Genomic DNA, 11,812 nt, shown 5'->3' on the forward strand with positions numbered 1-11,812 from the left:
GCCAACGCGCCGTGCAGCGCATCGAGATCGGCGAATGGCTGGGCGATGTCGACGGCTGGAAGCAGCAGCTGGCCGCCTGGGCCGAGCAGATTGCCGAGCTCAATCAGCAGCAGGCCGGCGATACCGACACCAGTGGCGACCCCAGTTGCGGCCCCGACGGCTGCGAGCTGCCACCGCGCTGAGCGGCATGGCCTGCACGGCAGATACTCTTTTATTCATCGCTCAAAGCGCTTTTTATTTAAAGAGTTCAGGCATTATTCAACCTGAATTCCTTATCCATCAAGCGCAAGCAGCTATCTTTTTTAATCCCCCTGCCGACAACTCCGCACCCTGTCGCCATTGCCTTCGCTATTGTGGCAGGGCATAGGCGATCACATAGTCACCGCGCTTGGGCGACTGGCGTGCGCCACCGGCGGTGATCACCACATACTGCCTGCCGGTTCGGGGCGAGACATAGCTCATCGGCCCGCCCTGGCTGCCCACGGGCAGGCGCGAACGCCAGATCTCCCGGCCGCTGGCGCTGTCCAAGGCGCGCAGATAGAAGTCCTGCGTGCCCGCAAAGAACACCAGTCCCGACTTGGTGACCATGGAAGCCCCCAGCGTGGGCATGCCGATGGGAATGGTCAGCCACATGGGAATGCCCAGAGGGCCGGTGTCGCGCACCGTGCCCACAGGTACCTGCCACTTGATCTGGCGCGATTTCAGATCCACGGCCGTCATGGTGCCGAAAGGCGGCTTCTGGCAGGGAATGCCCAGCGGCGACAGAAAGCGCTGGCGCATGGCCCCAAACGGCGTGCCTTCCTGGGGCACGGCCCCCATCTCGATGCCGCTGGCGCCGGGCTTCATATCGGCGCGCGCAATCATGTGGTTCGCCAGACCCAGACGCATATCGTTGACGAACATGGTCTGGCTGATCGGGTCGATGGAGACGCTGCCCCAGTTCATGCCGCCCAGCGAGCCCGGAAACTGCAGGGTCGGCCCCATGCCCGGCGGCGTGAACACGCCCTGATGATCCATGTCCTTGAAGGCGATGCGGCACAGCAGCTGATCGAAGGGCGTGGCGCCCCACATATCGGACTCCTTCAGGGTCTGGTTGCCGATATTGGGCATGCCCGTGGAGTGCGGCTGGGTCGGCGCATAGCGCTCGCCGGGCACATGGCCTTGCGGCACGGGCAGCTCCTGCACCTCTGCCAGGGGCTCGCCGGTCTCACGGTTGAGCATGAAGATCATGCCCTGCTTGGTCACCTGAAGCAGCGCGGGGTCCACCCCGCCCTGGGCATTGCTCACGTCAACCAGCGCGGGCTGGGAGGGGATGTCGAAGTCCCACAGGTCGTGATGCACGGTCTGGTAGAGCCAGCGCGGCTTGCCGGTCCGGATGTCCATGGCCACGATGGCGGAGCTGTTCTTCTCCATCTCCGGCGTGCGCTGCGCCGCATAGAAGTCCGGCGTCGCATTGCCCGTGCCCAGATAGGCCAGGCCCAGCCTGGCGTCGTAGGACATGCCGCCCCAGACATTGGGCGAGTTGCGTGTATAGGTCTGTCCTTGCGGCGGCGGCCCGGTGATGTCGGGATTGCCCGGGTCCCAGGCCCAGACCAGCTTGCCGCTGAGCACATCAAAGGCACGCACCACGCCCGAGGGCTCGTCGGTCGAGAAATTGTCGGCCACGCGTCCCCCCACGATCACCAGGTTCTCGGCCACCAGCGGTGCCGAGGTCTGCTGATACCAGCCCTCCCTGACCTCCCCCATGCCCTGGGTCAGATCCACCACGCCGTCCTTGCCGAAGTCGGTGCACGGCTTGCCCGAATCGGGGTCGAGTGCAATCAGGCGCGCATCGATCGTGGGCAGAAACAGCCGGCGCCGGCAGCCCGGTGCGACATCGCCGAGCCGACCGGACGCGCCCGAAGCCCTGAGCGCGGCCTCGTTGCCGTCAAAGTAGGCCAGGCCCCGGCAGCGCTGCCAGTTGGGCGATCTGGCCTCGGGGTCGAATTTCCACCTTTCATCACCCGTGTCCACATCCAGCGCCAGCACCTTGCCATAAGCCGTGCAGACATAAAGGCGGTCCCCGATCTGCTGGGGCGTGTTCTGATCTTCGGCGCCCGAGCCCGTGCTCTGGGGCACATCGCCGGTGCGGGCCGTCCAGGCCACGGCCAGCTTGTCGACATTGTCGCGGCTGATCTGCTCGAGGGCGGCAAAGCGCTGACCGGTGGGGCCCTGCCCCCAGTCCGTCCAGTCCGAGGCCCTGATCTCCATGGAGCCGACCGAGGGCACCTCGGTGACTTCGGGCGCAATCACGCCCTTGGGCGAGAAAGCGCTGACGGCCGTCGCGATGATGGCCAGGCCCAGCACCACCACCGACACGGCGGCGCCCAGGCGGCCATAGTCATTCATGACCAGCTTGCCCGCTTCAAGCTGTGCATAGCCCAGGGCCACCAGCAGGCCGAGCACGGCAAACACCATCAGGCGCGACACCAGCGGCCAGAACTCCCAGCCCGCATCCCACCAGGCCCATACCAGAGTCAGCACAAAGGCCAGCGCGTAGAGATGGGCACCGGCTCTGCGCCGCGCCAGCAGTAATGCCGCCGAGACCAGCAGCGCCAGCCCCATCAACACAAAGTACCAGCTGCCTCCCTTGACGAGCAGAACGCCGCCGCCGATGGTCATGTACAGACCCGTCAGCAGCATCAGCAACCCCACTGCAAGCCAGTACCAGCGCCCGTCATTGGATGAAGGAGCCATAGCCTCACCTGAAATTAATTGCCACTGGTGTATTGCACGCCTTAACGCCGATACACATCGACATACTTTCGAGACTTTGCACGCCAGCCTCAGGACTACAAGCGCCGGGCCGGGCATAAAAAAACCGCACCGTCGCAACGGTGCGGCTGCTGAAACAGCGGTGCCGGGCTGCCTATGCAGGCTGCCGGGCAGGCGGCACGGCTCAGTCCATCATCGAGATCACCACATCGCCGAAGCCCGAGCAGGACACCTGGGTTGCACCGTCCATCAGACGGGCGAAGTCATAGGTCACATGCTTGCTCTGAATGGCTTTTTCCAGCGACTCGACGATCAGGTCTGCAGCCTCGCGCCAGCCCATGTGGCGCAGCATCATCTCGGCGCAGAGAATCATGGAGCCCGGATTCACATAATCCTTGCCCGCATAGCGCGGCGCTGTGCCGTGGGTGGCTTCGAAGCAGGCAATGCTCTCCGACAGGTTGGCACCGGGAGCAATGCCGATGCCGCCCACCTGCGCGGCCAGCGCATCCGAGATGTAGTCGCCATTGAGATTGAGCGTGGCCACCACCGAATACTCGGCCGGACGCATCAGAATCTGCTGCAAAAAGGCGTCAGTGATCGAGTCCTTGAGGATGATGTCCTTGCCGGTCTTCGGGTGCTTGATGCGGCACCAGGGGCCGCCGTCGATCAGCTCGGCACCGAACTCGCGCTGCGCCAGCGCGTAGCCCCAGTCACGGAAAGCGCCTTCCGTGTACTTCATGATGTTGCCCTTGTGAACCAGGGTCACGCTGGGCTTGTTGTTATCGATGGCGTACTGGATGGCCTTGCGCACCAGGCGCTCCGTGCCCTCGCGCGAGACGGGCTTGATGCCGATGCCCGAGGTTTCGGGAAAGCGGATCCTGTTGGCGCCCATTTCCTTGGCCAGGAAGTCGATGAGCTTTTTCGCCTTCTCGCTGCCGGCCGCGTATTCGATGCCCGCGTAGATGTCCTCCGAGTTCTCGCGGAAGATCACCATATTTGTCTTCTCGGGCTCCTTGAGCGGCGAAGGCACGCCCTTGAAGTACTGCACGGGACGCAGGCAGACATACAGGTCCAGCTCCTGGCGCAGCGCCACGTTCAGCGAGCGGATGCCGCCGCCCACGGGCGTGGTCAGCGGGCCCTTGATGGACACGGCATAGTCGCGCACGGCGGCCACGGTTTCCTCGGGCAGCCAGACATCGGGACCGTAGATGCGCGTGGCCTTCTCGCCCGCATACACCTCCATCCAGGCAATCTTGCGCTGCCCGCCGTAGACCTTGGCAACGGCAGCGTCAGCCACCTTGCGCATCACCGGCGTCACATCAACACCGACACCATCGCCCTCAATGAACGGAATGATGGGCTGATCGGGAACGTTCAGCGTCTTGTCCGCATTGACGGTGATTTTCTCGCCCTGCGACGGTACCTGGATGTGCTGGGAAGCGCTCATGCTCTGGAATCTCCTAGTCCTTGATGGTGTGCGGCGGCGCACCTTGCTGGTGCATTTTGCATATGACCGAATTCTGACATCACTACACCGCACGAATTCTAAGAAACTACCTGTAAATGCCTGTCAACGCCGGCACAGCCAGGCCGTTGAAAGACTGTGAGGCGCAGATGGCCTGCGCTGAACAAACCCTGAAACCAGGCATTGCCGCATCTTGAGGAAATTGGCACACATGAAAAAACTACTCGCTATCCTGATTGCCGGTACGTTCGCCGCTGGCGCATTCGCTCAAGCCGCTGCGCCTGCGAAACCTGCCACCCCTGCTGCCCCAGCCGCAGCCACCGCACCTGCGGCCATGCCGGCCGCAGCAGCACCTGCCGCCCCCGCTGCAGCACCGGCCCCCGCAGCCAAGCATGCCAAGTCCATGCACAAGCCTGCCAAGTCGCACGCCAAGCACAGCACCAAGAAAGCTGCCAAGCCCGCTGCCTGATGGACGCTGAAGGCCGCACCGGCACGGCCCCCTGAGGTGTCGCACCCGCTGCCGACAAGCGCGAAAAGCCCGCAGAATTCAGATTTCTGCGGGCTTTGTGGTTTGTGGCATGCGGGTTTCAGGCGACATTCAGCCCCAATGCCTTAGGCTGTCGGCTTTCGACTCTTTTTTGGCATGCAAGGCTTATGAAGAACTTCTCCAGCCAGACCTCTGACTCACGCCAATCCGGCTGGCGTGCGCGCACCATGTTGCTGACCGCAGCGGCCCTGTTCGGACTGCTGGGCAGCGCTGCGGCAATGGCCGGCGATCAAGGTCAGCCCCAGATGAATCTGCGCCGCATCGACCTGACGGCCGGCATGTACCGCATCGACACCCAACTGGCCGTCACGCCGCAGCAGCGCGAGATCGGTCTCATGTTCCGCAAGGAGATGCCGCAGCAGGAAGGCATGCTCTTTGTCTTCGAGGTGCCTGGCGTGCAGTGCTTCTGGATGCGCAACACCATCCTGCCGCTGACGGCAGCCTTTGTGGCCGACGACGGCACCATCGTCAATCTGGCCGACATGAAACCCATGAGCGAAGACTCTCACTGCTCGGCCAAGCCCGTGCGCTACGTGCTGGAGATGAACCAGGGCTGGTTTGCCAAGCGCGGCATCAAGGCCGGCACCAAGCTGGGCGGTGCGCCCTTCAATCGCTAAGCCCCGTATCCTGCATGCTCTATCAGCCCCGGTTTCCGCAAGCACTGAGCGATACCGCCGCTGCGCTGCTGCAGAGACTGGGAAAGTCGCAGACATTCGAGCCCTACCCCGGCTTCACGGTAAGCATCAATAGCGAATTGCTGCATGCCCCCTAACGCGTGTACTACGAAGAACGCGCGCTGCAGCAATGCATTCAAAAAAGCTGCGACGCTGCGCAGCAGCTGGCTCTGTGCCTGGGCAGCCGTCATGCCGACGGCCATGTGCGCGAAGCCGGTCTGCGCCAGTTGCTGGAGCACGACTGCAACTGGGTGCTGCCGTTTGTGGTCCGCGCTGCTGGCGAGTATGTGCTGGAAATTGCCGAGCATCTGGCAACCCAGCCTCATAGACTTTTGCCAAACAGCTACGGGCGATTTGCGGCCGAGAACCCTGAATTTGTCATGACCTGCAAGCAGCAGGCAGCCAGTTACTGGGACTGCTATCACCGCCACCGCCACCGCTATCCGCTGCTGCGTCAACACCCAGGCATACCATTCCTGCGCTGGGTTGACGAGGCCAGACGGTCACTGCCCCACGCCGGTTGATCCCACGCCGGTTGATGCCACTCCGCGCAGAACACGCGGACTACATCGATAGCGGCTGCGCGCTGCCGGTGGGAGCACGCTCCTGAGCATGCGGTAATCGCAGGCGCCAAAGCGCTGAAAGTTGCGCCGACCTTCGCGCAGCGTCATATGGTTGGGGCCGGAGTATTCATCCGGGCAGTCCACATCCCAGCCGCTGTCTTCCCAGAAGCAGACGCTGCAGATACTGTATTCGCCACGGTCATCGAGCGAGAAGTAGTCGCAGCACGGGCACTGATACAACAGCATGGCTCACCTTTCATGAATTCACATCAAATCAAGCTGTAGCGCTTATCCATCAATCGCCAGCAGCTTCTTTTTATATAGCAATCAATAAAAATAGACACAAAAAAGCCGGCAACCTTTTCAGGTCACCGGCTTTCTTCAAGGCATGCAGGCAGCCGAGACTGCACTGCAGAAAACACTTGATTTACGCAGCAGCGATGGCGGCGTTGAAGGTGGCGCTGGGGCGCATCACTGCGTCCAGCTTGGCCACGTCGGGCATGTAGTAGCCGCCGATGTCGGCAGCCTTGCCTTGCACTTCCTTCATTTCGGCCACGATCTTGTCTTCGTTCTCGGCCAGGGTCTTGGCCAGAGGTGCGAACTTGGCAGCCAGTTCTGCGTCTTCGGTCTGAGCGGCCAGAGCCTGGGCCCAGTACAGAGCGATGTAGAACTGCGAGCCACGGTTGTCCAGCTCGCCGGTGCGGCGCGAAGGCGACTTGTCCAGGTCCAGCAGCTTGCCGGTGGCTTCGTCCAGGGTCTTGGCCAGCAGCTTGGCACGGGCGTTGTTTTCCTTGATACCGAGGTCTTCGAACGAAACGGCCAGAGCCAGGAATTCCCCCAGCGAATCCCAGCGCAGGTGATTCTCTTCCACCAGTTGCTGCACGTGCTTGGGAGCGGAACCACCGGCACCGGTTTCGTACATGCCGCCACCGGCCATCAGAGGCACGATGGACAGCATCTTGGCCGAGGTGCCCAGTTCCAGGATGGGGAACAGGTCGGTCAGGTAGTCGCGCAGAATGTTGCCGGTCACCGAGATGGTATCCAGACCGCGGGCCACGCGCTCCAGCGTGTAGCGCATGGCGCGCACTTGCGAGAGGATGTGGATTTCGAGACCGCTGGTGTCGTATTCCTTCAGATAGGTCTGCACCTTCTTGATCAGCTCGGCCTCGTGGGGACGATAGGGGTCCAGCCAGAACACGGCAGGCATGCCGGAGTTGCGGGCACGGGTCACGGCCAGCTTCACCCAGTCGCGGATGGGCGCGTCCTTGACCTGGCACATGCGCCAGATGTCACCGGCTTCCACGTTCTGGCTCAGCAGCACTTCGCCGGTGGCGATGTCCACGATATTGGCCACGCCGTCTTCGGCGATCTCGAAGGTCTTGTCGTGCGAGCCGTACTCTTCGGCCTTCTGCGCCATCAGACCCACGTTGGGCACGGTGCCCATGGTCCGGGGATCGAAATTGCCGTGCCACTTGCAGAAGTTGATCACTTCCTGATAGATGCGGGCAAAGGTGGACTCGGGCATCACTGCCTTGCAGTCGTAAGGCTTGCCGTCGGCCGCCCACATCTTGCCACCCACGCGGATCATGGCGGGCATGGAAGCATCGACGATCACGTCGTTGGGCGAGTGGAAGTTGGTGATGCCCTTGGCGGAATCAACCATGGCCAGACGGGGACGATTTTCCTGGCACTTGTGCAGATCACGAATGATCTCGTCACGCTGCGAAGCAGGCAGCGTCTCGATCTTCTCGTAGAGGTTGGCCATGCCGTTGTTCACGTTCACGCCCAGTTCGTCGAACAGCTTGCCATGCTTCTCGAAGGCTTCCTTGTAGAAGATCTTCACGCAGTGACCGAACACGATGGGGTGGGACACCTTCATCATCGTGGCCTTCACGTGCAGCGAGAACAGGATGCCGGACTCCTTGCAGTCCTCGATCTCCTTTTCGTAGAAGGCACACAGTGCCTTCTTGCTCATGAACATGGAATCGATCACTTCTGCGTCCTGCAGCTTGACCTTTTCCTTGAGCACGATGCTCTTGCCGGACTTGGTCTCCAGCACCATCTTCACATCACGGGCCTTGTCCAGGGTCATGGACTTTTCGCCGTGGTAGAAGTCGCCTTCGCTCATGTGCGAGACATGGGTCTGCGACCACTGCTTCCATTCACCCATGGAATGGGGGTGCTTCTTGGCGTAGTTCTTCACGGCGGCAGGCGCGCGGCGGTCGGAGTTGCCTTCGCGCAGCACGGGGTTCACGGCCGATCCCAGGCATTTGCTGTAGCGTGCCTTGATTTCCTTCTCTTCGTCGGTCGTGGGGTTCTCGGGGAAGTTGGGAACCTTGTAACCCTTGAACTGAAGCTCCTTGATGGCGGCAGTCAGCTGACCCACGGAAGCGGAAATATTGGGCAGCTTGATGATGTTGGCTTCGGGAGTCAGCGTCAGCTTGCCCAGGTCGGCCAGGTTGTTGGGAACACGCTGTTCTTCGGTCAGAAATTCGGGGAACTCGCCCAGGATGCGGCCTGCCAGCGAGATGTCGCTGGTCTCCACATTGATGCCGGCGGGAGCGGCAAAAGCACGGATGACGGGCAGAAATGCACTGGTGGCCAGGCGAGGTGCCTCGTCAGTCAAGGTGTAGATGATGGTGGGTTGCTGCGTACTCATCTCTTGTCTCAGGTTGTGAAAAAAGGGGGAAAGGTGCCTTGGGCCTGCATCCCGGGCTTGCGCAATGGGGCCTGACACAGCGGGACGACACTTTCTTGATGCAATGCGTTCCCACAATACAAAATTCTACGCGCAACCGGCCCGGTTTTTTTAAGTCTTGTACAAGACTCGGGGATTTAGCTCAGCTCTCATGGGGCGTTTTCATAGGGAAAATGGACTTTCACACCTGCTTTCGGGCATGTAAAAAAATCGCTTCCTGCCTTCATTGGGCGAACATCGCAGCTTCCAGAAAATTAGTTAAAGTTGCGTTGCACGGCCTTTGGTACAAATTTGCGCGAGCTTTGGCACAAAGTAGCACAGGCTTTGGCACCAAGGCTGACAACTTGACAAGCGTTCAACGGCCCGTATGTGTTGTTTTGTCGCCAACGGCCTGATCCAGCTCTGGCGATGGATGTATCGGCCAGCGGGCTTTTCAGGCTGCAGGAACGGCAGGAAACGCGCCTCAACAGGCATTTACCAAGTGCGGTGGATATCACAAACGTGAACGCAAGGACTGCACTGGTGAGGCTTGCGCGGCCCTCCACCTTGCAGTGTTCATAATCAGCCAATGACATCCATTCGAATTTCCCGTCCTGGCGATGGTGAACGCTCCGTCGAAATTTGGCGTCACGCGGTTGATGCCACTCATCACTTTCTGTCTCGGGAGGACCGCCAGGCTATTGACGCGATGGTGTGCGGCTTTCTGCCCCAGGTACCGCTCTGGCTAGCTGTAGACGCCAGCGACTTCCCGCTGGCTTTCATGTTCATCGACAACGGGCATATGGAGGCCTTGTTCGTTGACCCTGCGTACCGGGGAATGGGTATTGGCACCATGCTGGTTCGGCACGGTCTTTCGCTAAACCCCGACATGACAACCGATGTCAATGAGGAGAATCTACAGGCATTAGGCTTTTACGAAAAAATGGGCTTTATTCGCACTGGTCGTTCATCGCTGGATGGACAAGGCCGGCCTTACCCCATCATTCACTTGAAATACGGCAAGCCATAAAGGACTGCTCTTGGCCGTCAGCAGCCCGCCACAAGGGCAGCGATCGACCAGTCATGGCTCACACCAACCCCTACCGACTGACCTGGCTCCGGAACTTGCCGCAGGCGCAGAGGCGAAAGCGCGCAAAGTGAACGCCGCCGAGATAGAGCTCGCCATCTGCTTTGAATCCCAGCCTCAAAACACCTCTGATTCTTTTTCTCGAAGGAGGCAACAGAATGGTGATGGAACTCAAGCCCATAACGTTGAAAGCGCGATTGACAATTTCCTGGTAGATGGCCTTGCCGCTTCCCCAGTATCTGGGATGCAGTACTAGGGCCAGGTCTGCATCACCGGCTTCGTGCTGAAGCCCTCCCCAGCCTGCAAACTCCTGATCGATAAGAAATGCCCAAGGCCCGTAGCCATATTGCGTCCACTGGGCGTCTTTGTGGCTCACCCAATCCCTGGCTTTGACCTCATCGAAATCTGCACTGCCCAGGGGCATTTGGCGCAGCACTTCGGGATGGTTGTTGAGCGCAATGATTTCATCCACACCCACTTCGGTAAGGCGCTTGAATTCCAGAGTCATGTTTCGAATGTATCTGGATTTCCACGAACAGGCACGGAAACGCATCGGAGACGGTAACACCGGCTCTTGGTTTACCTTCGGTTCGCTCTTCGGGCCCTGCAAAAAGTCCATACCGGCGGCCCTCTTCCCTTTATGGCCAAAAAGCACGCAAGCCAGGGCCACACTTCCAGGAGCGCCTGAAGCGATGGCTCAGCCTGGATTTGTGCATTGCACTGATGTTATTCCGCATTAATACCTGCCAGCTCGGGAAACCATTCGCGCAGGCACTTTCCACCGAAATTGAACCAACTGCGTAAATAGCGTATCTCATGGACGGACACATCACTTCAGTGCTGGTTCATAACTTTACAGAGGACCTCTTTGAGATGAGTACAAATTCTTACAAGGAATTATTGGCACAACGCGAAACCCTGGATCAGCAGATTGCTGCGGCCCGAAAGGCTGAAGTCGCAGTTGCCGTGCAAGAAATCAGGGGCTTGATCGAGGCTTTCGGCCTGACCCAAGACGATGTCTTCCCTCCCGCGAAACAAAGGCGCCTGACCGGCTCTGTCGCCGCCAAGTATCGCGACCCCGCCACGGGCCTGACATGGACGGGCAGAGGTAAGCCCCCCGCCTGGATCAAGGACCAAGACCGCTCAAAGTTCGAGATCTGATCAAGCCCGCAAAAAGTGGCCTCCAGGGCCACTTTTGCCTCAAGTTACGGCGTCAAGCGATCTTGCATTCCGTTCCGAAAAGGCCGGCAGGCTCCTCGTGACTGGCACGGCCGGATCACAAGCGCACCGCGTTTGACCCAGCTCACACTGCCCCCGACCGTATAGTCCAGCCTCAACGCCTCCATCTCTGAATCTCTGAACCACACCCGGATTGCAGAAGCCGCGTTGATGCGGATCACCGCCTTTGCGCTGACCTCCCTGAGCTTTCGGCCATCTGTTCATTCAGAGCCTGCCCGAAGGCCGCACCATGGACCTCCGTCTTCCACGCTGGATCGCACCAAACGTCAGGTGCGGGAACTGATCCAGATGCTCGACAAACCGTCGGCCCTCGCGAACTGCTGCCGCCGGTGTCGCAAGAGTTCGAGGGCCTGGCGGGTTGACAGATCCCCATGGCGCAGATTCGGAAACAGGGTGGGTTGCGGGTGGACCTCCGGAGTCCGGACTTCGTCGCTGAGAATCACCCCTGTGCTGCGGTGATTGGTATCGGAGCGCTTTTCAAGCTGGTCGAAGACCGGAAATGTCAGCCTCATGCCCAAGGGCCCAAAGCGCAAAGAACACACCGGTCCATGCGCCATGCGCTGATCGCTGCCGATTCATCGACGATCAGGAATGCAAGAAAGATCGCCGCAGAAAACGGTTGCACCAAGAGCCTGACCGATCGGATCACGGCAATGCTTGAGGGAAAGGTACTCTTGGACAGGCATCGACGGGATTTTTGATGAAACCAGAGGGTGTGCAGAATTTTGTGTAAACGGACAATCAACCGCCGGCGCAAGCCGGCCTGTCCGTAAGCACAATGAGCACCAAGAAACACGACGTACCCG

Annotated in this window: 12 protein-coding genes and 1 pseudogene; 6 read left to right on the forward strand and 7 right to left on the reverse strand. The window is 60.2% G+C overall.

Going from position 1 to position 11,812, the window contains the following annotated elements; all coding sequences use genetic code 11:
- Positions 1-182 (forward strand): annotated as a pseudogene (locus tag E2583_RS15905) (DsbA family protein); the annotation flags it as partial.
- Positions 183-348: 166 nt separating this feature from the next.
- Here the strand turns inward: E2583_RS15905 and E2583_RS15910 are convergent.
- Positions 349-2,736: a membrane-bound PQQ-dependent dehydrogenase, glucose/quinate/shikimate family gene (locus tag E2583_RS15910; RefSeq protein ID WP_291597210.1), complete on the reverse strand. Its 2,388-nt coding sequence runs from the start codon at positions 2,734-2,736 to the stop codon at positions 349-351.
- Positions 2,737-2,938: 202 nt separating this feature from the next.
- Positions 2,939-4,201 carry an NADP-dependent isocitrate dehydrogenase gene (icd, locus tag E2583_RS15915; protein WP_291597211.1) on the reverse strand — a complete coding sequence of 421 codons (1,263 nt, stop codon included), beginning with the start codon at positions 4,199-4,201 and terminating at the stop codon, positions 2,939-2,941.
- 229 nt (positions 4,202-4,430) lie between these two features.
- On the opposite strand from icd, the gene E2583_RS15920 reads away from it, so the two are divergent.
- From E2583_RS15920 to E2583_RS15930, 3 genes are all read left to right on the forward strand, one after another.
- Positions 4,431-4,688 (forward strand): hypothetical protein, encoded by a 258-nt coding sequence (locus tag E2583_RS15920; RefSeq protein ID WP_291597212.1) that lies wholly within the window; start codon positions 4,431-4,433, stop codon positions 4,686-4,688.
- Positions 4,689-4,873: 185 nt separating this feature from the next.
- Positions 4,874-5,383 (forward strand): DUF192 domain-containing protein, encoded by a 510-nt coding sequence (locus E2583_RS15925; protein ID WP_291597213.1) that lies wholly within the window; start codon positions 4,874-4,876, stop codon positions 5,381-5,383.
- 158 nt (positions 5,384-5,541) lie between these two features.
- The gene (locus E2583_RS15930) at positions 5,542-5,964 is read left to right on the forward strand and encodes a hypothetical protein (protein ID WP_291597214.1); all 423 of its coding nucleotides are present in this window, start codon (positions 5,542-5,544) and stop codon (positions 5,962-5,964) included.
- Here E2583_RS15930 and E2583_RS15935 read toward each other — a convergent pair.
- Both E2583_RS15935 and E2583_RS15940 read right to left on the reverse strand, forming a co-directional pair.
- A complete protein-coding gene (locus E2583_RS15935) occupies positions 5,944-6,249 on the reverse strand; it encodes a CPCC family cysteine-rich protein (protein WP_291597215.1) in 306 nt (101 codons plus the stop codon). The genes E2583_RS15930 and E2583_RS15935 overlap by 21 nt on opposite strands.
- A 181-nt stretch (positions 6,250-6,430) precedes the next feature.
- Complete coding sequence (locus tag E2583_RS15940) at positions 6,431-8,662, reverse strand: NADP-dependent isocitrate dehydrogenase (RefSeq protein ID WP_291597216.1); 2,232 nt, start codon at positions 8,660-8,662, stop codon at positions 6,431-6,433.
- Between the two features lie 607 nt (positions 8,663-9,269).
- On the opposite strand from E2583_RS15940, the gene E2583_RS15945 reads away from it, so the two are divergent.
- Positions 9,270-9,710 carry an acetyltransferase gene (locus E2583_RS15945; RefSeq protein WP_291597217.1) on the forward strand — a complete coding sequence of 147 codons (441 nt, stop codon included), beginning with the start codon at positions 9,270-9,272 and terminating at the stop codon, positions 9,708-9,710.
- A gap of 70 nt (positions 9,711-9,780) precedes the next feature.
- Here the strand turns inward: E2583_RS15945 and E2583_RS15950 are convergent, their stop codons facing one another.
- A complete protein-coding gene (locus tag E2583_RS15950) occupies positions 9,781-10,275 on the reverse strand; it encodes a GNAT family N-acetyltransferase (RefSeq protein ID WP_291597218.1) in 495 nt (164 codons plus the stop codon).
- 365 nt (positions 10,276-10,640) lie between these two features.
- Between E2583_RS15950 and E2583_RS15955 the strand changes: the two genes are divergently transcribed.
- Positions 10,641-10,928, forward strand: a complete 288-nt coding sequence (locus E2583_RS15955; RefSeq protein ID WP_291597221.1) for an H-NS histone family protein — start codon at positions 10,641-10,643, stop codon at positions 10,926-10,928.
- A 344-nt stretch (positions 10,929-11,272) separates the two neighbouring features.
- Here the strand turns inward: E2583_RS15955 and E2583_RS15960 are convergent, their stop codons facing one another.
- Together E2583_RS15960 and E2583_RS15965 are read right to left on the reverse strand one after the other, a co-directional pair.
- Positions 11,273-11,518: a hypothetical protein gene (locus tag E2583_RS15960; RefSeq protein WP_291597219.1), complete on the reverse strand. Its 246-nt coding sequence runs from the start codon at positions 11,516-11,518 to the stop codon at positions 11,273-11,275.
- On the reverse strand, positions 11,515-11,812 hold a 298-nt coding region (locus E2583_RS15965; RefSeq protein ID WP_291597220.1), incomplete at its 5' end, for a hypothetical protein. The genes E2583_RS15960 and E2583_RS15965, both read right to left, overlap by 4 nt.

This window comes from Comamonas sp. (assembly GCF_009360615.1).
Taxonomy (GTDB): domain Bacteria; phylum Pseudomonadota; class Gammaproteobacteria; order Burkholderiales; family Burkholderiaceae_C; genus Comamonas.

Excerpts from the sequence above, each read along its gene's own strand:
- E2583_RS15925 (WP_291597213.1), top strand. The coding sequence starts at position 4,874 with ATGAAGAACTTCTCCAGCCAGACCTCTGACTCACGCCAATCCGGCTGG.
- E2583_RS15955 (WP_291597221.1), top strand. The coding sequence starts at position 10,641 with ATGAGTACAAATTCTTACAAGGAATTATTGGCACAACGCGAAACCCTG.
- E2583_RS15920 (WP_291597212.1), top strand. The coding sequence starts at position 4,431 with ATGAAAAAACTACTCGCTATCCTGATTGCCGGTACGTTCGCCGCTGGC.
- E2583_RS15910 (WP_291597210.1), bottom strand. The coding sequence starts at position 2,736 with ATGGCTCCTTCATCCAATGACGGGCGCTGGTACTGGCTTGCAGTGGGG.
- E2583_RS15950 (WP_291597218.1), bottom strand. The coding sequence starts at position 10,275 with ATGACTCTGGAATTCAAGCGCCTTACCGAAGTGGGTGTGGATGAAATC.
- E2583_RS15960 (WP_291597219.1), bottom strand. The coding sequence starts at position 11,518 with ATGAGGCTGACATTTCCGGTCTTCGACCAGCTTGAAAAGCGCTCCGAT.
- E2583_RS15935 (WP_291597215.1), bottom strand. The coding sequence starts at position 6,249 with ATGCTGTTGTATCAGTGCCCGTGCTGCGACTACTTCTCGCTCGATGAC.
- icd (WP_291597211.1), bottom strand. The coding sequence starts at position 4,201 with ATGAGCGCTTCCCAGCACATCCAGGTACCGTCGCAGGGCGAGAAAATC.
- E2583_RS15940 (WP_291597216.1), bottom strand. The coding sequence starts at position 8,662 with ATGAGTACGCAGCAACCCACCATCATCTACACCTTGACTGACGAGGCA.
- E2583_RS15945 (WP_291597217.1), top strand. The coding sequence starts at position 9,270 with ATGACATCCATTCGAATTTCCCGTCCTGGCGATGGTGAACGCTCCGTC.